Consider the following 24,692-nt stretch of genomic DNA (forward strand, 5'->3'; position numbering starts at 1 on the left):
ACTCCTTTCCCACCTTATGAAATTAACTCAATTAAAAATTTAGTGTTAATGCCTGACGGTAAATCTCGCGAGACACATCCAATGTCTGATCGCCGCGTTCAGATATTGCTTCTTTACCGTGAGCTTCGAGCTGATCGACTAGGGTATCGATATCATTTGCTTCGACACCGACTTCGGCTAAATTCGTCGGCATGCCGAGGGATTTGAAGAAAGCAACGGTTTTAAGAATTGCCGCATCGATCTTTTCTTCATCGGTGCCTTCAGTGATGGCCCAGACTTTTTCAGCATACTGGACGAGTTTGTCCCATTTTTTCAGTTTACGGACAATCATCACTGCCGGTAATAGGGCTGATAAGCTGCGCGCGTGATCGGTATTGTTCAAGACTGTGATTTCATGTCCCAAACCGTGCGTGGACCAGTCACCGGGAACGCCGCGTGAAAGAATACGGTTCAAGGCTAAGGTTGCTGTCCACATGTAGTTGGAACGCAGCATATAGTCGTGATTATCTTCGTCGACAACGTCCGGTCCGATTTCAATGAGGACTCGCAGTAATCCTTCCGCAAATTCATCCTGTACCATCCCATTGACGGGGTAGGTGAGGTATTGCTCGATGATATGGATAAACGCATCCGTTACACCGTTTGCCAGTTGACGTTTAGGCAACGTATATGTCAGTTCCGGTTCCAGGATCGAAAACTGCGGGAAGACACGCCAGTTACTGAAACTGATTTTTGCTTTTTCTTTTTTGAAATTGATAACAGCGCCGTCGTTCATTTCTGAGGCCGTTGCCGGAAGCGTGAGCACCGTTCCGAATGGGACAGCAGACTTGACTGGCAGGCCTTTACCCACACCTTTGCCGAAAATATCTTTGGGGTCGCCATCAAATTCGACGGCTGCAGCGATGAATTTAGTGCCATCGATGACAGAACCGCCACCCACAGCTAGAAGATAATCGTAGCCTTCTGCTTTGATCTTATCGACAGCCTTGATACATGTTTCATAAGTTGGATTCGCTTCGATGCCTCCAAACTCGCCTACGTCATAGTCTTTCAGTGCGTCCAATACGCGGTCGAGTGTTCCGAAACGTTTGACACTACCGCCACCATAAGTAATCAATACTTTTTTATCTGATGGAATATGTTTAGCTAATTCTTCAATTTTATTTTTTCCAAATATCACTTTTACTGGATTGTAATAAACAAAATCTGACATTGCATTTGTCATGAAAAGACCTCCTTTTATAGTTACTTAAGTATAGCATAACTTTAGAGTTCTCTAATAAAAGACGCAAGCGCATACCTGATTTTTTAATGTTTTCAGATATCAAGCAAAGATTTGTGACTGCTTTTAATAGTTCGAATTATCTATTCTTTTTAGTTTCCGAAGTGGTCGAATAGTGTTAAAATGAAAGTGAAGTGACAGGGGGCTAGATCGCGAATATCCTGTCAGCTGAAAAGTGTGGAGGGATAGCTTTGGCAAATGAAGAAACTGACTTAAAACGCACACCGTTATACCCGTACTATCAGGAAAAAAATGTAAAACTGGTGGATTTTGGCTCATGGGCCTTACCGATTCAGTTCTCAAAATTAAGCGACGAGCATCAAGTCGTGAGAGAACATGTCGGACTGTTTGATGTTTCTCATATGGGAGAAATAAAAGTTTCAGGTAAACGTGCCACCGAATGGTTGAACAAGCTGATTACGAATGATGTGTCTCAAACAGATGCGAATCAGGCTGTGTATACTTTGGTAACAAAAGAAGACGGGGGTATCTTAGACGATATCATCATATTTAAACAGAGTGAGTCAGAATACTTACTTACGCCAAATGCATCGAACACCGCCAAAATATGGCAGTGGTTAAACAAGCACAAAGAAGCAGAAATAGATCTGGAAAACGTTTCAGCAGCAACAGGTCTGATCGCGATTCAAGGACCGAAAGCGAAAGATGTTGTGGCAAAAGTGTTCGGTAAAGAAGCGCTAGACATCAAGAATTATCACTTTTTACCAGACGTTTCAACAGAGCAATTCAGTGATGTCTTACTCTCACGCACGGGTTACACTGGCGAAGACGGCTATGAGTGTTATGTGAAGTGGGAACAAACCGAAGCTCTTTGGAAAACGTTCTTAGCTATCGGTGAAGCTTACAATATCAAAGAATGCGGCTTGGGCGCACGTGATACATTACGCCTGGAAGCGGGCATGCCGCTTTACGGACATGATCTGTCGGAAGACGTCACCCCTTTGGAAGCGGGTCTGCGTTTTGCCGTGAAGTGGGACAAACCAGAACCGTTTATTGGCCAGAAAGCGTTGGAAGACCAGAATGAAACAGGGACGACTTATCTAACCCGTGGCTTTGAGGTCTTGGGTAGAGGCATTGCGCGCGAAGGTTATCCAGTCTTCAATAATGAAGATGAGGAGATCGGCGTGGTGACCTCAGGTACCCAATCACCGACCTTAGGTAAAAGTATTGGCTTTATGCGTATCAAAAAAGCCGGTATCAAACTGGGTGATACGGTCAAGATCCAGATCCGCAAAAACAAAGTGGATGCAAAAATAACGAAAAAGAATTTTTTGAAAAAATAAAAATAAACCATTAAAGGAGAATGCATAATGACAGACACAGCCAAATTATTTTATACACAAGAACACGAATGGGTCGAGCTAGTCAAGGACGACTATGTGCGTATCGGGATCACTGAATACGCGGTCGAACAATTAGGCGATATCGTCTTTGTCGAATTACCGGAAGTAGGCTTAGCTTTATCTGAAGAAGATGAATTCTCTACGGTTGAATCCGTGAAATCTACATCTGAGATTTTTGCGCCCGTTGAAGGCTCCGTTGCTAAAGTTAACAGTGTTTTGGAAGATGAACCTGAAAAAATAAATGAATCACCTTACGAAGAGGGCTGGCTCATAGAAATCCAATCAGCAAATGCCGTAGACACTTCTGAATTATTAGATGAAAAAGCTTATCAGGACTTTCTAGACACACTGTAAAAATCACTACGTAGAAAGAGGAGACTGACAATATCTCTTCTTTCTACCTTTTTATTCGGAATGACACGAAAAAGTGGCTTTAAAGAAACTGTTGTATGAAGAAACCATACGAGGAGTGATTAGTTTGGATAAACAGCACCGTTATTTACCGACGACTAAACAAGACCGAGAAGAGATGCTGGCAACCATTGGTATCTCATCGATCAAAGAGTTATTTTCAGATATTCCTGAATCTACTCGTGCAACAAAAGAGAAAACGATCGAACTGGAAGACGCCTTAAGTGAACAGGCTTTGATCAGACACATGAGAGCTCTGGCTGAAGTAAACATTACGACCGACACGCATGCTTACTTCATCGGTGCCGGTACATATGACCATTACATTCCAAGTGTCGTCAACCATGTGCTGCTCCGTTCAGAATTTATGACAGCTTACACCCCGTATCAACCGGAGGCAAGTCAGGGAGAACTACAAGCTTTATTCGAATTTCAAACGATGATGTGTGAACTGACCGGCATGGACGTGGCGAATTCCAGTTTATATGACGGCTTTACATCTTTAGGCGAAGCGTGTAACCTGGCAACTTCGGTGATGAAGAGAAACGAAGTGTTGTACTCAAAAGCGCTCCATCCTCAGGCAAAAGAAGTGGTACATACTTATGCGTACGGCATGGAGTATGAAGTGAACGACGTCGGGCTGACTGCCACCCAAACTGATTTGGAAGCATTAGCAGAAGCGCTGAGTGATCAGACCGCTGCAGTCATTATCCAGTACCCTAACTTCTACGGAACCATTGAAGATCTGAAAGCGGTGAAAGAGTTGTGTGAAGCAACTAAAACACTCCTTATCGTCATGGCGAACCCGTTAGCCTTAGCAGTACTCGAATCACCAGGAAAATTAGGGGCGGATATCGTTGTCGGAGACACCCAGCCACTTGGCCTGTCGATGAGTTTCGGTGGACCGCACTGTGGTTACTTTGCTGTGAAGAAAAAATACATGCGTAAAGTACCGAGCCGCATCGTTGGACAGACCACAGACCAGGAAGGTAAACGCGGCTTTGTCATGACCCTGCAGACACGTGAGCAGCATATCCGACGTGAAAAAGCGACATCCAATATGAGCTCGAATCAGGCGTTAACGGCACTTGCCAGCGCGGTATTCTTATCGACCGTAGGCAAAGTCGGCCTGCAGGAAATGGCCCAGCTGAACATCAACCATGCCCATTATGTTAAAAATCAGTTGAAAGACAAAGGCTTAGAAGTATTATCGAGTGATGCTTTCTTCAATGAATTTGTTGTTAAATGCAATGAACCGATCGAAGACGTCTCTAAAAAATTATTGCAACAAAGCATTGTATCAGGTTACGATGTTTCAGAATATCTGGGGACTGACAATGCCTTACTGCTTTGTGTAACCGAAAAACGCACGAAACAAGAAATGGATACGCTGATCGAAGTTTTGACAGGGGAGGGGAAATAAATGAATACAACTTACGATAACTTGGTGTTTGAAATTTCCAAAAAAGGTAGACAAGCATTTAGTTTGCCCGAATCTTCTATTGAAACGACCGATTTAAGTGAGGTTGTCCCGGCTCATTTACAAAGAGAAACGCCGGCTGAATTGCCTGAATTATCCGAACTTCTTGTGATGCGTCATTATACAGCTTTATCAAACAAAAACTTTGGTATCGAAACCGGCTTTTACCCGCTCGGTTCATGTACGATGAAATATAACCCGAAAATTAATGAAGACATTGCCCGCTACAGTGGTTTTGCCAACATCCATCCACTACAGCCGGAAATAACGGCGCAAGGTGCATTGGAACTCATGTACCGCTTGGAAGAAAACTTGAAAGAAGTCACCGGCATGGATGCTATCTCACTGCAGCCGGCAGCGGGTGCCCAAGGCGAATGGTCCGGCCTACTTATTTTCAAAGCCTACCATGAAGCAAACGGCGAAGGTGACCAGCGACGTAAGATCTTGGTCCCTGACTCCGCTCACGGAACCAATCCGGCTAGTGCCGTGGTTGCAGGTTTCGATGTCGTTGAAATCAAGTCCAACCAGGAAGGTCGTGTAAGCGTGGAAGCGCTGAAAGCAGCCATTGGACCCGATACGGCTGGCTTGATGCTGACCAATCCGAATACGTTAGGTTTGTTTGAAGTCGATATAGTGGAAATTGCTGAAATCGTGCACGAAGCGGGTGGACTGCTTTATTACGATGGAGCGAACGCCAATGCCATCTTGGGCAAATCGACGCCTGGAGAAATGGGCTTTGATGTGGTGCATTTGAACTTGCACAAAACATTCAGCACCCCTCACGGAGGTGGTGGACCCGGTTCAGGACCAATCGGTGTGGTCGATTACTTAACAGACTTTATGCCGTCTCCGCGTATTGAAAAAGACGGAGACAACTTTAAACTGACATACGATCATCCGAAATCCATCGGACGCGTCAAAGGTTATTATGGCAACTTTGGTGTCAATGTACGGGCTTACGCCTACATTCGATCCATGGGGGCAGAAGGCCTGCAGCAAGTATCTGAAGATGCAGTTTTACATGCCAACTACTTGAAAGCTAGACTGGAACCTTACTTTGATACACCTTACAAATCGATCTGTAAACATGAATTTGTCCTGAGTGGGAACCGTCAGAAAAAATTGGGCGTCAGAACGGCAGACATAGCCAAACGATTGCTCGATTACGGTTTTTATTCACCAACCGTCTACTTCCCGCTGATCGTCGAAGAATGTCTGATGATCGAACCGACTGAAACGGAAGCGAAAGAAACATTGGATGCCTTTGCGGATGCATTGATCGAAATCGCAAAAGATGCGGAAGAGAATCCGGATCAAGTGACGGGTGCCCCGTTTACCAAATCAGTCAGACGCTTAGACGAAGTCAAGGCGGCCAGAAAACCGATTGTGATCTATCAGAGAGAAACGAACGAAGGTTAACATTAGATTGTTTTTTAATAATTCACGACATAGAAGAGATAAAAAATGTATTGGGGAGGTCAAAAGATGGATCTTAAACTTTCAGGAAAAACGGCGCTCGTACTGGCGTCAAGTTCAGGACTCGGCAAAGCCATTGCGAATGAACTGGCCAGAGAAGGTGCCAACGTGATGCTGACGAGTCGGACCAAAGCGTCACTGGAAAAAGCGAAAAAGGAAATCGAAGTGAATGCGCAAGGGAAAGTGGCATATATGATTTCAGATTTAACCGATGCCAAAAGTATTGAACATCTGGTGGAAAACACACGAAGAACATTTGGGAAAATTAATATTTTGGTCAATAATACTGGTGGACCAACAGGAGGGTCGTTGGAACAACTCTCTGATTGGGACTGGCAGGAAGCCTTCAACCTCACACTCTTAAGTTATGTGAGAACGATCAAAGCAGTGTTGCCGGATTTGAAAGAAACAAATGGACGGATCTTAAACAATGCATCCTCATCGATCAATCAACCCGTAGACGGTCTCATTTTATCTAATGTTTTTCGCATGGGTATTCTAGGCTTGTCAAAAAGTCTTTCTCAAGATTTAGCCAAAGACGGCATTCTAGTCAATACCATCGGCGCGGGACGGATCGATACCGATCGTATAGTGGAATTAGACAGCAACCGCGCTAAACGTGAAGGTAAAACGATGGAAGAGGTCAAGGCCTCTGTATTAGAAACCATACCACTCGGCCGTTATGGTCAGCCCGAGGAACTCGCCAAAATGGCTGCTTTTCTAGTTTCCGATGTCAATACGTATATCACTGGGCAGCAATTGCTGGTTGACGGTGGCATGACTAAAGGCTACTAAAGTTGGAAGCGACTTGTTGTTTCTATTAGAGCTCTTGGTCGCGGAATGACCAACTCACAGGCGAATTATAACTGAGTCGGTCGTTTTGCGGTCAGAATGTCGAACTCACTTATGAAATATTTTTGAGTCTGCCAGTTTGCGGTCGAAATGTCGAACTCACTTATGAAATATTTTTGAGTCGGTCGTTTTGCGGTCGAAATGTCGAACTCACTTATGAAATGTTTTTGAGTCTGCCAGTTTGCGGTCAGAATGTCGAATTCACGATGAAATAATTCCTGAGTCTGTCGTTTTGCGGTCAGAATGTCGAACTCACGGTGGAATAATTCCTGAGTTGGTCGTTTTGCGGTCAGAATGTCGAACTCACGGTGGAATAAATTTTGAGTCTGTCATTCTGCGCTTCAGCATTTAATAAACAAGTCAAAACAGTAGTGTTAATTGTTCTTAATGAGTCATTCGTATCTTAAATCGATTTATATATGGCTGGTCTTGAATAAATGCGAAGAACCATTTTATCAGATTCGGATGATATCATTGGGAAAAGCAAAAAAGACGAACATTTTGTGATGACGGCTTATCTCTTTGAAAGAATAGGAGGTTGGATAATGAGTAATATGAAAAAAATGATTCTATTGATCATTGCTACTATGGGGGCTCTTGTGGCTGCTGTGTCTGGATTAATTATCTCTTTCGTCGTGGTCGGGAAAAAAATAGACAAAGCTTATTTGATGGAAGAAAACAAAAAATATCGTTAACTGCATTAGATCGATTCGAGCCAATAAGATGGTCCTCGTGTTTTACAAGGAATTAGACAGTTACATTTAAAATTTAAAACTGTTATACTGGTTGCTGCGTGGATTTAATCATCCACGGAGCTTCTTTTTTTTTATTTAACATACACTGAGAGGAAACAACTATGATTGAAAAAATCAAACGAGGACTGGAATTTTTCCAGATGATTACATATAAAGAATATGAAACACTATATCATGATTTAGAGTTGCAGCAGCACCCGGAAATATTATTTATCGGCTGCTCAGATTCCAGAGTGAGCCCAGAAATTTTATTGGGCGCTGAACCGGGCGATATTTTTGTGTTGCGAAATATCGCCAACACCGTTCCGTCATTCGATGCAAGAACCAGAGACATGACGACACTTTCAGGTATCGAATATGCTGTCCTTGTCCTTGAAGTTAAGACGATCATTGTCTGCGGTCATTCCAACTGTGGTGGCTGCGCTTCAGTACTGACAGGAAGAGATCAATTGTCACAACTACCTTATACAAAAGATTACCTGCAGCCGCTTGATATCGTGCGTGAAGAAATCGAGAAGAATGCAGGCGATGAGACCCCGGATACTAAAGCACGTATGATGGAAGAATTAAATGTGGTCGAACAACTCAAACATTTAAAAGAATATCCTTTTATAAATGAACGCATTGCAGATGGGAACCTTTCAATCGAAGGATGGCGTTACGATATCGGCGAAGGAGAAGTAGCGATGTATGACGAGGAGACGCAACGGTTCACGCCGATCGTGTCTCAGCTAAAGTCAACAGATCACAGTTAAAAGCAGATATTTTTAGGGATCGTGCTGATTTAAACTGTAACTGCAGCGGAATTCAAGAGTTTTTTTCAAATCGAGGTTTCTGTTAAAATCAGAAAATTATAATAAACCTTGAATTATAAAGAAAAATAGCGTAGTATAAGAAACGTTGAAAACAGAATAAAAGATAGAGGCGCAAAGAAAAAGAGTACTGTTTGGAGGCATGACAGCCAATGATAAACAGGAAAGGGTTCTTTGCCGAAGGAAGGTGAGCGTCATCTCACTTGTCCTGGTCATACGTTTAATAAGCGTATGACTGTCACGCTTGCGTGGAGCACTATTCTTAAATATGCGAATTATAAAGCATCTGAGGAATTTTGCCCTTGGGTGCTTTTTTCTATGTATAAAATTATAGATCGGAGAAGAATAATGAAAAAACTAGTTAAACCATTCAGTTTGATACTTTTACTCGCAACACTCATGTCGCTCATACCGACACCCGTTTTTGCCCAAGAGGTGAACGGAAATCTCGCAGAATCGATGGGACCTTTAACGTTGATTCCGCCCATTGTCGCCATTATTTTAGCCTTTGTTACAAAGAATGTGGTCTTGTCACTCTTCATAGGTATCTTTACGGGCACTGTGGTCATACAATATGCAGGAGGAGCCAATATTTTATTTGGCCTACTCTATGGCTTCACTGATATCGTCGACTACCTGTTAGGTTCACTAGCTGATCCTTGGAATGCAGGGATCATCCTGCAAGTTCTCGCTATCGGTGGACTGATTGCACTCATCACTTCCACAGGTGGGGCGCGTGCCATCGCTGAAAGTTTAGCTAAAAAAGCCAAAGGACCAGTCAGCGCTCAACTCATAACATGGGTACTTGGACTAATGATTTTCTTTGATGATTATGCGAATGCCTTGATCGTCGGACCCATCATGCGTCCGGTTTCTGATAAAATGAAAATTTCCAGAGAACGTCTGGCTTTTCTTATCGATGCCACAGCTGCACCGATTGCGGGGATCGCCTTGATTTCAACCTGGATCGGTTATGAAGTTGGGCTGATCAACGATGCCTTCCAGTCGATTGGTCAAGACGTTAATGCCTATGGGATCTTTTTACAAACCATCCCTTACCGTTTTTATAACATATTGATGCTGTTCTTCGTTTTAATTACATCAATCACATTAAGAGAATTCGGACCTATGCGTAAAGCTCAAAAACGTTCAAGAGACACGCATGAACTCATAGCTAAAGGATCTTATAGTGAAAATGAAGATGAAGAGCTGGAAGTTGTTGTTAAAGGAAAAACGTCGGTTTGGAACGCCTTGATTCCAATTGGTTCACTCATTGTCTTCAGTTTTGTCGGCTTTTATACGAATGGTCGTCAAGCAATATTAGATTCTGATAATACAGCAGTAATTCAAGTCATTGAGAATTCACCATTTTCTTTTGAAACACTGAGAGAAGTGTTTGGTGCTTCTGATGCGTCTGTCGTTCTTTTCCAGGCCGCATTGATTGCGAGTATAATTGCGCTGATCATGGGCGTTACGCAAGGGCACTTCTCGTTCGGTAAAGGTATTGATATTTGGGTCAACGGGATGAAAACACTGATGATTACCGGAGTGATTCTGTTACTTGCCTGGTCACTGTCAGGTGTCATGGGAAATCTTGGCACAGCCGATTATCTCGTCTCTTTACTCAGTGGAACGATGCCACCAGTCTTATTGCCAACGGTCATCTTTTTACTTGGAGCTATTATTTCTTTTGCCACCGGGACGTCGTATGGCACAATGGGTATTTTAATGCCCCTGGCGATTCCTCTAGCAACAGCTATGCAGCCTGGAAATGCGGATTTCGTCATCATGTCGACCGGAGCTGTTTTGACAGGCGCTATTTTTGGAGACCATGCGTCACCTATTTCAGATACAACGATCCTGTCTTCCATGGGAGCTGGATCGAACTTGATGGATCACGTAAAAACACAGTTACCTTATGCGGTTGCCGTAGCGATCATCTCAATACTCTTCGGGTATATCCCGTCAGCGTTTGGAATGTCCGTGATGCTCGTCTTGCCGATTGCAATGATCGCGATTGTTGCTGTAATCTACATTTTCGGTAAAAAAATAGACACCACAGATAATATCACAGAAGAATAAATCTGTGATTTAGAAGCTTAGTCAAAGTGAAACGCATTAGCCTGCCTGACAGTGCTGCTGTTTATCACTATTGACTAAGCTTTTTGTTTGCACTGATTTAATTTCAGGTATAGGCTATTAATATAAGGACCACAAATAAAAAGTTCAAGGAGGTAACGATCGAAATGAAAAAATATATCCGTTTCGGAGCCATGATCTTGACATCAACGGTTGTTATGTATTTTCTGATGTACTTAAACGTATTTGAATTTTCTCATGTTACGCTGAGTGAAACCCGTATTTATATGGCGATCCTCATGGGGGCTACGATGGCAGTTATAATGATGCTCTTTATGTGGCACATGTATGACAACAAAAAATTGAATGCCATAATCCTGGCGAGTGCTGCCGTCATATTCGGTGTGAGTTTATTTCTTGTCAGAAGTCAGACGACAGTCGACCAAGTTTCATGGATGAGAGCGATGATACCCCATCACTCTATAGCCATCCTGACAAGCGAACGCGCAAGTATCGAAGATGAACGTGTACAAGAATTGGCCGATAACATCATTGAAGCCCAAAAAAGAGAAATAGATGAAATGGAACAGTTGATTGAAGAGTTGGACAACGAATAAAAATCTTCAATAAAGGAAAAGTCTAGAGCCGTCACTTTCGTGGCTGCTCTAGACTTTTCTTGTTATAGAAGGCATATTTTTTGCTGAAGTGCAGATTCGGCAGATGTTATTTCCCGAGTTCGACATTCCGACCGCCAAATGACAGACTCAGCAATAATTCATCAGTGAATTCGACATTTCTAGGGTAAAAAGGTAGACTCAGCAATAATTCATCAGTGAGTTCGACATTTCGAGGGTAAAAATGTAGATTCAGAATTAATTCATCAGTGAGTTCGACATTTCGAGGGTGAAAATGTAGATTCAGCAATAATTCTTCAGCGAGTTCGACATTTCGAGGGTGAAAAGGTAGACTCAGAATTAATTCATCAGTGAGTTCGACATTTCGAGGGTAAAAAGGTAGACTCAGAGATAATTCATCAGTGAGTTCGACATTCTGATTGCAAAATGACAGACTCAGAATTAATTCATCAGTGAGTTCGACATTCTGACCACCAAATGACAGACTCAGAATTAATTCGTCAGTGAGTTCGACATTCTCGACCACCAGATGACAGACTCAACATTCATTTCACACTGAGCTTAACCGATCCGTCCCAAAAAAGGCAATAATGAAACCTCAGACAAAGCTTTGTCTGAGGTTACTGAAATGGGGTTCCGTGAATGAACTGCTAAACCATAAGCTAATCATTCGGGAGACTATTGGCTACGCGTAGCAAATAGTCTGACATCTTGAATTTTCGTTCGAGGCCTTTGGCGTTCATATAGCGGACTTTTCCAAAAACAGGGCGCTCTTTCCAGCCGTGGTCATGCTTACCGAAACACCAGGCGATGCCGGTAAAACTATTTGGGTCCCGGCCATCGAGATTATATCTGTTGTTCAGATACAGCGCTCTGGAATAAGCTTCTTCGGGCGACGGACTCCACTCGATGATCTTCTTGCCCCAATACATGCGCATGTAGCCGTGCATTTTACCCATTTTCACCATTTCAGATTGTGCCGCATTCCAGTAGGGGTCGGCGGTGTCAGACGTTTCGAGTTCCTCAAGACTATACACCGTTTCTCGCTCGTCATCGGCATGGCTGGCCAGTGTTTCTTTGGCCCAGTCCGGTAGACAGGTATAGGAATCATATTGGTCATTATAATAAACAAAATTCATACTCAATTCTCTGCGTACCACAAATTCCTCAATAAATGCTTTCTTATTTTCCGAAGCAGGTGCGTCTGCTAACTGGTCATACATGTATAAGGGAGAAATCTGACCGAAATGCAGGTAGGGACTCATATCAGAAGTGATCGCCAGACCAGGCTGGTTTCTCTTTTCATCGTAATCGGGCAAGTTATTTTCGATGAAATGAGCCAAACGACTTTTGGCTTGAGACGTTCCTCCTTTGATCCACTTCACTGCCGGGACGCTCTGGTCGCAGCCTAATTCATCTATCAAGGAAGAGATATCCGAGATATCCACCTTTTTATACGGCAAATCCAAATCAAGAGAAGGATGAACGATCTCTGTTTTGGGTAACGGTTCTAAATATGCATCGAGTTGTTTATGGATCTTACTGCGAATCGTCCGTGCCGCATATTCTTCTTTATCTGAAGCGACTTCCACAGGGACGATGACATTCGTCTCGACTTGAACGAAGGGACAGGAGACTGCATTCGCGACATGGTCACGCCACTCACGTTCAATACGTAAATACCCGCGGTCAACGATCATCAAAGCCGCATCTTCTGCCAAAGTGACTGCGCCTTTTTCTGGTGAAGTGAGCTGTACGATAAACGTTATACCACGTGCACTTAACTCTGTTTTCACTTCCTGCAAGCCTTCGAGCATAAACGTATAATGACGCGCATTCGCTTCAGGGAAATCGGCGGTCAAACCGAAATAAACGAGCAGCGGTTTATCCAGCTCGTTGGCCTGCGCGATAGCATACTCCAAGGCGTGATTATAGTCAGTACGCTGACTGGCTTGCATCCAATAGACGACATAAGCTTTGTCTGCCGTTTCGTTCGTGTTTAAATTCTTGATTCGATCACTCATAATGTTCTCCTTTTCGATGATGTATATGGGTCTCAATAAAAAAAGCTATTCCTCATTTATTGTCTTACGACTCAAATAAGGAATAGCAGGATTTAGATAAATAAAATCAAACGTGAGATTCTTCAGGTAAGTCTTCTTCGACACCATCTGTTTTGCCTAAACCGAATGTCAAAGCGTAACAGATTAAAGCAATGACCAGGGCAACAAACAGTTTGACAAAGGCGTCTTCGATAGTTAAATTGCTCAGTGCATTCGTATTGGCGATCACTGCGATCGGTGAAGCGAGAACAAGGCCTAGAATTGAAGCGTAAGTGAAACTAGGGTAGTTTTTAAAAAAGTAATCGATCACTTTACTGATCAGGATGATCCCCACGATCATACCGAAAGCGTAGGCTAAAAGGAGAAGCGTAAAGGGGATCAATTCGGCAATATTAAAGGCAGCAAGAGAGCTTGTAAAGCCGTTGATCGTATAAACGACTGCGTAGTAATAACCCATGATGAGCATCAATAACGAGCCGCTGATGCCCGGAATGACCATCGCTGCAGCGGAAACGAGTCCGACAAAGAAGAGAGCCACGAGCGGACCAAAGCCTAGACTGATGGTTTCAGGACCACCGCCTGAGATGTCGGCCACACCCATCCACGAAACGAGGAGGAAAAAGACGACAAAGAGCATGACATGCACACCGTTTGCTTTTCGCTGTTCTTGTTTGAAACTATCTTTCAGCGACTGTGATAAGATCGGCAAACCGCCGAGAATAAGTCCGACAAAAGCAAAAGCGGTGTACAGCGTGTGTTCGGCTAATAACCACTCGATGACCATGGAAAAACCAGCCACACCAATCAGTGCACCTACGATCAAGGGACCCAGGATACGCATGCTGAGTTTGAATTCTTTTCTTACGTTTGTAAAGGCGTGTATGACATCATCATAGATGCCGAAAGATACGGCCATCGTTCCCCCGGAAACACCGGGAATGATATTTGAAATACCGATAAATAATCCTTTGATTGCTAACCATATATAATGCATAAAAATCTCCTTAAAAAATAATGATGACGTAACTGATACATAGTTTACCATAGAATCTTGAAATTTTTCGTAAAAGAATGTGACCAACTTCAGCTTAGTCAAAAACTAAATAAAGAGGTCACATTCCGCTTGTTAATTCAGTTTATTGAGACGTTTCCTTACTTCAGCAACGAAGCCTTTATCGGTGGTAATGATCAGTTCATCACCGGCAAAAAAGACAGTATCCTGGTGAGGCATAAATTCGTTGTCATGTCGTCTGATTTTTATTATCCGCGCACCAAAAGGCAGCGTCAATTGTCGGGCCATCATGCCGTCTAAATTAGAATCGACTTCAACATGAATCTCGATTTCAGCCACTTCACCTTCAAAGACGCGCGGTTTCCGGTTGACTTTGCGGTAAAGTAAATCTTCATAGATCGGTCCGGAACCAACAAAGTCAGTAACGACATAGGAGACTAAACACACAACGGCTAAAGGCATAAGATGGGTCACCGTACCCGTCATTTCAGTGATAAGCATCACCGAGGTCATAGGCGCTTTAGTCACAGACGTTAGGAAACCTCCCATGGCGTAAATGATGAAACTGCGCAAGAAGATATCTTCGATCCCTGTGACCCATAAGGCACCATTTCCGTAGATGGCTCCGATCAATGCACCGAGACTTAATACCGGAATGAATATACCACCCGGTAATCCAGAGCCATAAGAAACTTGCGAAAAAATAAAACGGAAAACAAAGACACCGATTAAAAACCAGAGCGTCGTCGAGCGGCCATTGATCATATTGATCACACCGGTTCCGCCACCGAGCATGTTAGGAAAATAGAGTCCCACAGGAACGACCAGTAAAAAGGGAACGAACCCATATAAATAAGGGGGTATAGGTAACATGCTGTAAAGCTTAGGCATGACAAGCAACACTTCTTTGTATAACCATCCGCCCAGGGCCAGTACGATGCCCATCAAGACGAGATGTCCATAGTGTTCCAGCGGAAACTGCAGCATCGAGCCTAAATTTAAAGCCGCTTCCACACCGAAGATTTGATAGGCTACAAAGTTAGCTGTGATCGATGCAGAAAATGCAGTCAGAAGCAGGACACCCGAAAATTTATGATGCACTTCTTCCAAAATAAACATGATGCCTGAGACCGGCGCATTAAAGGCCGCCGACAAGCCAGCACTGGCTCCGGCGGAAATCAAAATGTTTTCTTGCGATCGATTTCCTTTTAAAAAGTGGTTCACACCCTGACCGACAGCGCCACCTAACTGAATAGACGGACCTTCACGACCAAGTGCCAGACCAGAACCGATAGCTAATGTGCCCCCAATAAACTTTCTCCAAATAATGGAAGACCAGTTGAGTTTAAGTGAGCCGTGCAGTTGGCCTTCAATATCCTGGATACCTGAACCACGAATATCTGGTTCATGCTTGATAAGCAAAGCAATAATAAAGGCAAAAAGCATCATCAAGGCAACCCAGCCAATGATCCAAATGGGGTTCTCGTTTAAAAATTGATAAATTTCGATTACCGTGTCAAGCAGTATTTCGACCGATAAACGGAACAAACTGATAATAACGCCAGCTAAAACACCAACGAGCATTCCTCTGGCAACATATGATATTTTTGACCAGTCAAATATACGTAATGATTTCATAACACACTCCAACTTTATAAAAAAATTTATAAAGTTCATTTTATAGTATTATGGGGATAAAATATACAAGATTCTTACTTTTCTCATGAAATAATGAAATAAAATACATCTATTTATGAGAAAATAGAATATGGTATACTTGAAAAAGCTTAATTAAATCGGTTTAATAGTATTTGAGAAACTATATATAAGTTTGTTTATAGGATAGTTATTATATAAATGGAAAAAATCGATTTTTTTCAAGGAGGACGAATCTTATGGTATTGATGGGAGTAGAACTGACACTGTTGATTTTTGATGCTTATTCATTGAAAGATAAACGCAGTGTCATACAAAGCATCCTGAGACGTATTGAAAATCGGCATCATTTATCTGTCGCTGAAGTGGATGAATTAGATATGCACAATAAAGCGGTGATCGGTATAGGAATCGTCGGGAATAACCGACAACTTTGTCGGCAGCGACTGGAAGCTGCGTTGAAAGAAATCGAAGAAAATTATGAAGTGGAAATTTTAGAATTTAACTGGTTGGAAGTGTAACTGAACAGAGTACAAGTAGTGAAGGCTATTAAACGAAAGGACGTTAAGATGACTAGTACAGAAGCAAACGTTGCCTATATTAAATGGGACAAAAAGAATACAGAGCTGGTTGCTTTGCTGAAAGGCCACACCAAAGCAGAACTCGTGGACCAGGCAGAAAGACAAGCGGTAGCGGTTAAAAAAAGTTGGAATAAAACTGAAATGGTGAATGCCCTAGCTGAAAATACGACCGAGCAGGCGGAAACGATTTATCACCCGATCCTTAAAGAGGTACTGATACGTTTACCCGATCTAGAAACCAACATATACCGTGTGAAAACACTGACCGATATTGAAGGCTTTGTACCGTTGATCAAAAAAGGGTTCTTTTTCGTTGCCAGAGAAGCTGACAGTATCTTGCTGCTTATCCCTGAAGAAGTTTTATTCAGTGTGAGAGATCGCCTGCAGTCAAATAATAAAACGGCTGATGCATTTTCATCCAGTGACAATAAAAAAGCTCAAATATTAAACAGCTGGAAAGAGAAAGCTATGGCCATATACGGGAACGTTTCACTCGAACACTTGAAAACGACCTGGAATCGTTATTTTGATGAGCCAGTTACAATTGAAGAAATAAAGGATTTACTTAACTAATGACAAACGAGGAGAAAAATTATGATAAGAATATTAATTGACTCAGGGATCGATCAGAACGACTTTATGAAAGAAACGTATGAATATGACTTTTTACCATTAAGCGTCTTTATCGACGAGCAAGATTACTTAGATCAAGTGGATATTTCACTGGAAGAAGTTCATGCACATATGGAAAAAGGAACCTTGCCTAAAACATCGCAAGTATCGCCTAAAACCATTATCGATGCGCTTAATAAAGCCCGTGCCCAAGGAGAAGACGTCATTTACATTGCCATTTACAGTCAGTTTTCCGGCACGTTTCAGGTAGCACAGACGATCGTTGAAAAGTATAAAGAAAAATACCCTGAAATGAATATTGCTGTGATCGATTCCAAAGGCGGTTCCGGAGGCGGCGCACTGCTGGCACTTCAGGCGATGGAAATGGCAAAACGTGAGGAAGCTTTTGAAACCATAGTAGAACAGACGAAATGGAATGCAGAACACATCCAGTATCACTTCACCTTGAATAATTTAATGTGGATGGTCAAGGGTGGTCGGCTACCTAAAGCGGCGGGGACAGCCGGGGACATGCTAAGTATCAAGCCCTATTTATCTGTAAATGAAACGGGGATCTATTTAAAGAAACTGGTTCGAGGTCAAGATCGTATTTACAAACGGATGGTCAAAGAAATGAAAAAAGGGGTCGACTCATTTACAGACCAGTTGATTACGATCAGTCACGTGAACGATTATGGTACGGCACTGAAACTGGAAGCTATGGTAAAAGAAGCCTTGCCTGACGCATCTATTCAGATTTTTGATATCGGAGCGGTACTCGCGGCACATTTAGGTATCGGTGGTGTTGGAGTATTTTATCTCGATCAGAAACCAGAGCATTACGTTTATATAGATAAATAATAGAAAAGACTTCCTGTTTTTTACAACAGGAAGTCTTTTAATATCCAAAAAAGCATATCAGTTGTCGTTTAATGTGGCCTTGGATATACTAAAGATGTTATAAAAATAAGAAAAGGAGTGGGATAATTATGAACAACGTAACAGATTCATTTCAAAATGCACTATCTAATTTCATTAACTTTTTACCCGCACTGTTAATGGGCATAGCACTCATTGTCGTAGCTTGGATCGTCGCAACATTAGTCAAAAAAGCGATTGTTAAAGGGCTTCAAACAATCAACCTGTCAACCAAACTGACAAAATGGGGTGCCGCGAACGATGAAGAGCAAGGCAACTTCATGATTGAAGCGCTTGGTAAAGTGGGTTATTTCCTAGTATGGGTCTTATTCTTACCAGGTATCTTTGCCATATTTGGACTAGATGCAATTGGGGCACCAATCGAAAACATGTTGTTTACTGCATTAGGATTTATACCAAATATCATTTCAGCTATCATTATCTTAGTTTTAGGATTCTACGCTGCTAAATTTGTTAAGAATCTCGTTTATAACATTGCTATTGCAGCAAATCTAGACAGATTTTTAAACAAATTCACTGGAGGGGATACAGATACATCAGCTATTGAAGAAAACAAGAACACGTTAGCCTCAGTAATTGCTAATATTGTTTACTTCCTAGTTATTGTACCGATCGTATTAGTGGCTCTTGATGTATTGAACATTCAAACGATTGCACAACCCGTAAGTGACGTGTTGAATACCATCCTCAACGCTATACCAAACATTCTGGTAGCAGTCGTATTGCTCGCAGTTGGTATGGTCATAGCTAAATTTGTGGGAGATATGTTAGCTGACTTACTCAGAGGCACAGGCTTCAACAAATATTCATCATACCTGAACAAGTCTGGTAAGATGAATGTTGATTTAGCTAAATTATCAGGACAAATCGTCGCAGTTTTGATTGGGTTATTCTTCTTAGTTGAAGCGTTAAATGCTTTGAACTTGGATATGCTTAACACGATCGTCGCTTCAATTATCCTGTACTTGCCTAATGTCTTATTTGCTGCAATTATTATCGGACTCGCATTCGTTGGTGGACAGATGCTAGCTTCAGGCATTAAGAACACTACTGGCAGCAGGTTTGCTGGAGAACTAGTTAAATATATTCTGATTGCCTTTGCTTTATTCATGGCATTAGACCAATTGAACTTCGGTTCTAACATCGTTAACCTTGCTTTCTTATTCATTATTGGTGGTTTATCCGTAGCATTCGCAGTCTCATTCGGTTTAGGCGGCCGCGACTTCGCTAGAAAACAACTAGAACGCGTAGACCAAAAAATCGATGAAGAAAGTGCAAAACCAAGTACACCAAAAGATGATACACCCGCACTATAATAATTCAACGCAGTAAAATTGAATAAACAAGATAATCCGGAAGAGTGCGTTCAAGCTCTTCCGGATTTTTCTACATAGTTGAGTTTTTAAATATGTAATGAGTGAATTCGGTAAGTTCATGAGCACAGGCTTTTTGAACTTACCGAACAATGCTAAAGTTCGACGTTTTCAATGACCTTTTAGCTAGGAACCTACCGAATCAGCACGAGTTCGACAGGTTCCAGAAGAATGCTGCAACGTAATAGCCGAAGTTGGACTGCCTTCGGCTATTACGTTGCTATTGAAAGCTTGTACTGACTGAACAAGTCCAAGTTCGGTAGTTTCAAAAAGAAGTTTAATAGGTACTTACCGAACCAGCTCAAATATCGCTGAAGCTATCTTTACGAAAGAAAAGCAAGTCTTCGTTACAGAACAAATGCCTAATAAGGAAAGCTTTAGCCTATAAAGCTTTTCCACTCCGAAAAAAAACTTCCATAAAGATCGTGAGATCCTTACAGAAGTATTGATTATTTATTTTAATGAGTGTTTCTTCTCTGCTTAAACGAACAACCAGTTAAAGACGCCGAAGAATAAAACGACACCAATAGCCATTGGAGCAACAAATTTCGATAATCCAATGAAAGAAGGACCCATAGATCCTTTATCCAAATCAGTGTATTCCAGGATTTCTTTTTTCGTCCAGGTCCAGGCAAAGAAGACAACAGAAATCAAGGCACTCAATGGCAAGAGGATATTACCTGTAAACAAGTCCATGAAGTCTAGGAAACTACTTCCTAATACAGTTATTTCGACTGCTCCTTGACTTAATGAAGACGGTACGCCTAGCAGGAAGATGACCGATCCTACAAGGATAGTGACCTTTTTACGCGACATGTTGAGTTTGCGCATAAAGTAAGCGACCGATACTTCTAGCAATGAAATACCAGAAGACAAAGCTGCAAGGGATAACAGAATAAAGAATACTAAACCAACAAGCATTCCAACGCCACCTAAGGCTTCAAAAATTACCGGTAAGACGACAAAGACGAGTCCGGCACCCTCAGATGGGTCTAAGCCGAAAGCGAAGAGAGCTGGGAAGATCATAAGTCCAGAAATCAAAGCAAATCCTGTGTCTAACGCAATAATGATTGCGGCAGATGAAGTTAAACGTTCTTCTGGTTTCAAATAACTGCTGTAAGTCAGCATGATACCCATACCTAAACTTAATGTGAAGAAAGCTTGCCCCATAGCTGCTAGATAAACACTTGGATCAGCAAACGCAGACCATTCAGGCTGGAACATAAACGCAAAGGCTTCGGCATTGCCACCTAAAGTCAAGCTGTAAATTGCTAACCCGATAACCAGGATACTCAAGATGGGCATCATCCATTTGCTTGAGGATTCGATTCCTTTTTGAACCCCTAGGAATACGATCCCAACAGTTATAGCCATAAACAATAGAGACCATAAAACAGGTGCATAGGATTGTCCGATAAAGTCTAGGAAAAAGGCTTGTGAATCACCGGTAATTCCTCCGGTTAAATATTCAAAGGTATAGCGGAGGGACCAACCACCGATAACACCGTAAAAGGATAAGATCAAGAAGGAGGCCAGCACACCTAGACCACCGGCGATGTACCAGGAAGACTTGGGTGCGATTTTCTTGAAGGCTTCGACCGCATCTGCCTGACCACGTTTTCCAATTGAAAATTCGATCAACATGACTGGGAAGCCTAAAAGAATAACGCTGATTAAATAAATAATTAAGAATGCTGAACCGCCATTAGACCCCATCGCGTATGAAAATCGCCAAATATTTCCGAGACCGACTGCCGATCCCATTGTTGCTAGTATGAACCCCCACCGAGAGCCCCACTGTTCTCTTTTCGTTTGCATTGTAATCACTCCTTGTTTTTTACATTAAAATAAGATTAGAATTTAATGATGTTTCTCATTCTATATGATTTATTTATATAATACAAGAGTTATTTCAAAGAAAAAGATTGATTTAACAGGAGAAAAGGCTTTCTAAATTATAAATGAGACTTATTGGCTGAAATACGTTAATTTAGTTATACAGAAGTTTTATTAAATAGAGGAAGAAATAGATACTAAATCGACTTATTAAAGTTTTTTTATTGGAAAAAATTTGAGAGAGTGCTAGTGTCAAATGAATTGCTGAAACAATAGGAACAAAGGAAGCAATCAATCGATTGCTTTGAGATCATCACTTTTTGTACGCTGGTATTTGTTTACTTATATGAGTCTCGAATTTATTCACAAACTGAAAACAGTCGATAAATCTTATAATTAAAAGGTGAATTTTCATTTGTAGCTTTCTCTAATTTAAAACGTGTCTAAACTAAGTGAACTTTTTCACGAATCATTGACTGAATTGTCTTAAAATGGACACAGACAATCACTCTATTCTCTAGTATAATAAGGCTTAATATACACATGTATATGTAGTTTTCTGTTACTCATTGATCAACCAACCTGTTAGAGAGTAGGGATATTAATGAAAAAACGTTTTATTTATGTAATTGATACACCGACAGAATCAAAAGAATTATTGATTCGTGACGATGAATTGATTGAAAATGCGGACGGCGAATTAGATTGTCCCTTGGATATAATATTACACCGTTATCATATGGAATGGGATGACCTCATTAAAATGAATACAGCAACAGTTTCATTGATGCAGGAAGATTTTCATGAAAGAAAAATGATCCGCTCGATTTCATTTGAAAATTTGTATTATTACCATGAATAATAAATTAACCCGTATTCATACATAAGCTTTGTCGCTTATAATAGCTTGATTGCTTCAGTTATATATCTTCTTCCTCCATTTCTTATATTTCATTCGCTTTATCAACATCATATTCCCAGTCATCTTCAGTTTTGCATCTAACAATATTATATCGCCATTTTTCGAATGAATCTCATCGGCTTATTTAGTGTGCATGATTATATCTTTTCTATACCTGAATAACCGAACTTATCTCGGTGGTGAAGATATAGTTTATCTGAGTCAGTTGAAATTTTCAAACTAGCGAAGGTTTTTTTGTGCTGGATTCTTTTATTCGGTAGCGTAAACTGGCTCGTCTTTAATGATTGAAAAACCGACTGTATCTTTAATATGCGCGGTTTTAGCGGCTGAACGACTGAACCGATGCCATCGAGCAGGATGTAAGCTGTACCTGTCTGCATAGATGACTAATAAGGTTAAATCATTACAGTTTCGGGTAGATGAATAAACAACGCTCGCAGGATTCATTCTGTGGTACAATAAGAGTGGCATTTTTTTATTGTACATTATATTATTTTGGAGGAAACATTTATGGCCTGGATATTTTTAGTTTTTAGTATTACGATACTCATTTATATATACATACAGAACTACTTGATAGAAATAACAAATTACGCCTTGACCATTCCTAAGTTGAGTGAAACCATGCAGGGGAAGAAAGTGGTCCAATTAAGTGACTTACACTTCAATTCTAAAACCAATAAAAGCTTTGTCGAGACGATTTTAGATAAAACGAATGAACAGGAGCCGGATTACATCTTTATTACCGGAGACCTAGTGCAGGCGGGACTTGAAGACTTTATCGATACACCACTCAGACGGTTTGTCGAAGAGTGCGCTAAAATAGCACCGACATATGTTATCACTGGAAATCACGACATCAAGAGTGGTTCATTTGAAGACTTTAAGAATATTATGGAAACAGCTAATGTGACCTTGCTCCTAGATGAAGCCGTCATGCTTCCGGATAAATTTGCTAAAGGCATTGCGTTGATGGGATTAGCAGAAAGACAAGATCAGTCAAATCTGCCTCAGCCAATATTAGGTCCTATAGAATTAACGCAGCAAATGGTCAAGAGTCCTAAAATACTTTTGGCACACCGACCGGAATACTTTGTTCATTATATGTTGGATAAAACGAAAATGCCTGACCTGATTTTAAGTGGACACACTCACGGCGGCCAATTTCGTTTGCCGATCATCGGGGGCGTTTTTGCGCCCGGTCAAGGCATGTTTCCTGATTATGATTACGGCTTATTTGCTCATCTTGAGGATCCATCTAAACGAATGATCGTCTCTCGCGGTTTAAGCAATTCAACGTTTCCATTTCGTATAAATAATCGCCCGGAAATCGTAGTCATCACCTTTAATTAAAACAATTAAAATAGAGTTCGAACGAGATCGGTAATCTTAATGAAAAATTTTCTATATTTAATAAAAATATTAGAGGAGAGATTTGAATGGAAAAATTAGGCTTAGGAACAATTGGAACGAGCGGAATCACCGAACAATTTATCGAAGCTGCACAGTTGAGTGACGCGTATGCATATCAAGGCGTTTATTCGCGTCATATGGATAAAGCAGATGAATTCAAGAAAAAATACAATGCTGAAAAAGCCTATGATGACTTTGATGCTTTTTTAAATGATACGACCATCGACGTCGTTTACGTTGCCTCGCCGAACAGCTTGCATTTCAGCCAGGCGAAAGCAGTAATTGAACACAGCAAACATGCGATCGTGGAAAAACCAATGGTCGCTTCACTGGAAGAGTGGACGGAACTGACTGAACTGGCTAAAGAAAAAGGCGTGGTCGTGGTTGAAGCCGCCCGCCATATATTTGAACCCAACTTTATAAAAATCACAGATATGATCAAAGCGTTTAGAGGTATATCCGGAGCAACCTTAACTTACAGCAAATACTCCTCGCGTTATGATAACGTCCTGGCAGGAGAAGAACCACCGATCTTTTCACCTGAATTTGCCGGTGGTGCAGCCAACGACTTAGGAATCTATACGATATATGCTGCCTTACGCTGGTTTGGTAAGCCTGAATCTGTTCACGCTTTTTCTCATACTATCCGCACAGGCGTTGATGGAAAAGGAACAGCGATCCTTCGTTATGAAGACTTTGATGTTACCTTACATTACGGGAAAATCGTGACCGCAACTGTGCCTTCAGAGGTCTACAGTTTGGATCAGACATTGGTTTTAGATGCTATCACAGGACTGGAAAAAGCTGAATTAGTGGATGCCAAAACGCATGAAAGTCATGCAGTTGCACTCGGCAAATCGGCAGATAATCCACTCATATGGGAAGCCAAAGCATTTGCCAAAGTCATGCAGGACCCAAATCAAAAAGAAAATAAAAAAGTGCTAGACGAATGGTTGACACTTTCATACGATGTTCATCATGTCCTGGATCAAATTAGACGCCAAGCCTAATTTCGATTTGTTATAACTCCGGTCACGCATTGCTAGACACCAAATGTCGAGAGGTGTATGATGAAATCAAAGAAAGCCTCAAATGTGGGGATAGAAAGAGCAAAAAGAAAATTATTCTTAGGAGTGGTT

General features: G+C 41.5%; 23 protein-coding genes and 1 riboswitch. Of the genes, 16 read left to right on the forward strand and 7 right to left on the reverse strand.

Features of this window, described 5'->3' with window-relative positions:
- Positions 1–31: 31 nt before the first annotated feature.
- Positions 32–1,225, reverse strand: coding sequence for an iron-containing alcohol dehydrogenase (locus tag ACO1PF_RS09585; protein ID WP_423188828.1), 1,194 nt, complete (start codon positions 1,223–1,225; stop codon positions 32–34).
- 248 nt (positions 1,226–1,473) lie between these two features.
- Here ACO1PF_RS09585 and gcvT point away from each other — a divergent pair, with 248 nt between their 5' ends.
- From gcvT to ACO1PF_RS09630, 9 genes are all read left to right on the forward strand, one after another.
- Positions 1,474–2,586, forward strand: a complete 1,113-nt coding sequence (gcvT, locus tag ACO1PF_RS09590; protein ID WP_423188829.1) for a glycine cleavage system aminomethyltransferase GcvT — start codon at positions 1,474–1,476, stop codon at positions 2,584–2,586.
- A gap of 27 nt (positions 2,587–2,613) precedes the next feature.
- Positions 2,614–3,000 carry a glycine cleavage system protein GcvH gene (gene gcvH, locus ACO1PF_RS09595; protein WP_423188830.1) on the forward strand — a complete coding sequence of 129 codons (387 nt, stop codon included), beginning with the start codon at positions 2,614–2,616 and terminating at the stop codon, positions 2,998–3,000.
- 124 nt (positions 3,001–3,124) lie between these two features.
- Complete coding sequence (gcvPA, locus tag ACO1PF_RS09600; protein WP_423188831.1) at positions 3,125–4,480, forward strand: aminomethyl-transferring glycine dehydrogenase subunit GcvPA; 1,356 nt, start codon at positions 3,125–3,127, stop codon at positions 4,478–4,480.
- Positions 4,481–5,956, forward strand: a complete 1,476-nt coding sequence (gene gcvPB, locus ACO1PF_RS09605; RefSeq protein WP_423188832.1) for an aminomethyl-transferring glycine dehydrogenase subunit GcvPB — start codon at positions 4,481–4,483, stop codon at positions 5,954–5,956.
- 66 nt (positions 5,957–6,022) lie between these two features.
- Positions 6,023–6,808: an SDR family oxidoreductase gene (locus ACO1PF_RS09610; RefSeq protein WP_423188833.1), complete on the forward strand. Its 786-nt coding sequence runs from the start codon at positions 6,023–6,025 to the stop codon at positions 6,806–6,808.
- 602 nt (positions 6,809–7,410) lie between these two features.
- The gene (locus ACO1PF_RS09615) at positions 7,411–7,560 is read left to right on the forward strand and encodes a hypothetical protein (protein ID WP_423188834.1); all 150 of its coding nucleotides are present in this window, start codon (positions 7,411–7,413) and stop codon (positions 7,558–7,560) included.
- A 161-nt stretch (positions 7,561–7,721) separates the two neighbouring features.
- Positions 7,722–8,375, forward strand: a complete 654-nt coding sequence (locus ACO1PF_RS09620; RefSeq protein WP_423188835.1) for a carbonic anhydrase — start codon at positions 7,722–7,724, stop codon at positions 8,373–8,375.
- Positions 8,376–8,531: 156 nt separating this feature from the next.
- A riboswitch (Lysine riboswitch) is annotated at positions 8,532–8,699 on the forward strand.
- An 81-nt stretch (positions 8,700–8,780) separates the two neighbouring features.
- A complete protein-coding gene (locus ACO1PF_RS09625; protein WP_423188836.1) occupies positions 8,781–10,514 on the forward strand; it encodes a Na+/H+ antiporter NhaC family protein in 1,734 nt (577 codons plus the stop codon).
- 164 nt (positions 10,515–10,678) lie between these two features.
- Complete coding sequence (locus tag ACO1PF_RS09630) at positions 10,679–11,128, forward strand: DUF305 domain-containing protein (RefSeq protein WP_423188837.1); 450 nt, start codon at positions 10,679–10,681, stop codon at positions 11,126–11,128.
- 106 nt (positions 11,129–11,234) lie between these two features.
- Here the strand turns inward: ACO1PF_RS09630 and ACO1PF_RS09635 are convergent, their stop codons facing one another.
- The 4 genes from ACO1PF_RS09635 to ACO1PF_RS09650 all read right to left on the reverse strand — a co-directional run bounded on the left by ACO1PF_RS09635 (position 11,235) and on the right by ACO1PF_RS09650 (position 15,859).
- Complete coding sequence (locus tag ACO1PF_RS09635; protein ID WP_423188838.1) at positions 11,235–11,672, reverse strand: hypothetical protein; 438 nt, start codon at positions 11,670–11,672, stop codon at positions 11,235–11,237.
- A 136-nt stretch (positions 11,673–11,808) separates the two neighbouring features.
- A complete protein-coding gene (gene phrB, locus ACO1PF_RS09640) occupies positions 11,809–13,170 on the reverse strand; it encodes a deoxyribodipyrimidine photo-lyase (RefSeq protein WP_423188839.1) in 1,362 nt (453 codons plus the stop codon).
- A 106-nt stretch (positions 13,171–13,276) separates the two neighbouring features.
- The gene (locus ACO1PF_RS09645; protein WP_423188840.1) at positions 13,277–14,203 is read right to left on the reverse strand and encodes a DUF368 domain-containing protein; all 927 of its coding nucleotides are present in this window, start codon (positions 14,201–14,203) and stop codon (positions 13,277–13,279) included.
- Positions 14,204–14,335: 132 nt separating this feature from the next.
- A complete protein-coding gene (locus ACO1PF_RS09650) occupies positions 14,336–15,859 on the reverse strand; it encodes a ClC family H(+)/Cl(-) exchange transporter (RefSeq protein ID WP_423188841.1) in 1,524 nt (507 codons plus the stop codon).
- 257 nt (positions 15,860–16,116) lie between these two features.
- Here ACO1PF_RS09650 and ACO1PF_RS09655 point away from each other — a divergent pair, with 257 nt between their 5' ends.
- The 4 genes from ACO1PF_RS09655 to ACO1PF_RS09670 all read left to right on the forward strand — a co-directional run bounded on the left by ACO1PF_RS09655 (position 16,117) and on the right by ACO1PF_RS09670 (position 19,325).
- Positions 16,117–16,398 (forward strand): DUF503 domain-containing protein, encoded by a 282-nt coding sequence (locus tag ACO1PF_RS09655; protein WP_423188842.1) that lies wholly within the window; start codon positions 16,117–16,119, stop codon positions 16,396–16,398.
- A 48-nt stretch (positions 16,399–16,446) separates the two neighbouring features.
- Positions 16,447–17,031 (forward strand): hypothetical protein, encoded by a 585-nt coding sequence (locus ACO1PF_RS09660; protein ID WP_423188843.1) that lies wholly within the window; start codon positions 16,447–16,449, stop codon positions 17,029–17,031.
- A 21-nt stretch (positions 17,032–17,052) separates the two neighbouring features.
- Positions 17,053–17,931, forward strand: coding sequence for a DegV family protein (locus ACO1PF_RS09665; protein WP_423188844.1), 879 nt, complete (start codon positions 17,053–17,055; stop codon positions 17,929–17,931).
- 128 nt (positions 17,932–18,059) lie between these two features.
- Positions 18,060–19,325, forward strand: coding sequence for a mechanosensitive ion channel (locus ACO1PF_RS09670; protein ID WP_423188845.1), 1,266 nt, complete (start codon positions 18,060–18,062; stop codon positions 19,323–19,325).
- Positions 19,326–19,862: 537 nt separating this feature from the next.
- Here the strand turns inward: ACO1PF_RS09670 and ACO1PF_RS09675 are convergent.
- The gene (locus tag ACO1PF_RS09675; RefSeq protein WP_423188846.1) at positions 19,863–21,200 is read right to left on the reverse strand and encodes a sodium-dependent transporter; all 1,338 of its coding nucleotides are present in this window, start codon (positions 21,198–21,200) and stop codon (positions 19,863–19,865) included.
- Positions 21,201–21,822: 622 nt separating this feature from the next.
- On the opposite strand from ACO1PF_RS09675, the gene ACO1PF_RS09680 reads away from it, so the two are divergent.
- On the forward strand, positions 21,823–22,080 hold the full coding sequence (locus ACO1PF_RS09680; protein WP_423188847.1) for a hypothetical protein: 258 nt from the start codon (positions 21,823–21,825) through the stop codon (positions 22,078–22,080).
- Positions 22,081–22,389: 309 nt separating this feature from the next.
- Here ACO1PF_RS09680 and ACO1PF_RS09685 read toward each other — a convergent pair whose 3' ends face one another.
- Positions 22,390–22,626 carry a hypothetical protein gene (locus ACO1PF_RS09685; RefSeq protein WP_423188848.1) on the reverse strand — a complete coding sequence of 79 codons (237 nt, stop codon included), beginning with the start codon at positions 22,624–22,626 and terminating at the stop codon, positions 22,390–22,392.
- A 24-nt stretch (positions 22,627–22,650) separates the two neighbouring features.
- Between ACO1PF_RS09685 and ACO1PF_RS09690 the strand changes: the two genes are divergently transcribed.
- Positions 22,651–23,493 (forward strand): metallophosphoesterase, encoded by an 843-nt coding sequence (locus tag ACO1PF_RS09690; protein ID WP_423188849.1) that lies wholly within the window; start codon positions 22,651–22,653, stop codon positions 23,491–23,493.
- A gap of 86 nt (positions 23,494–23,579) precedes the next feature.
- Entirely contained in the window at positions 23,580–24,563 is a 984-nt protein-coding gene (locus ACO1PF_RS09695; RefSeq protein ID WP_423188850.1) for a Gfo/Idh/MocA family protein, read from the forward strand.
- The last annotated feature ends 129 nt before the right edge of the window (positions 24,564–24,692 follow it).

This window comes from Alkalibacterium sp. f15 (genome assembly GCF_049389645.1).
In the GTDB taxonomy this organism is placed as follows: Bacteria; Bacillota; Bacilli; order Lactobacillales; family Carnobacteriaceae_A; genus Alkalibacterium.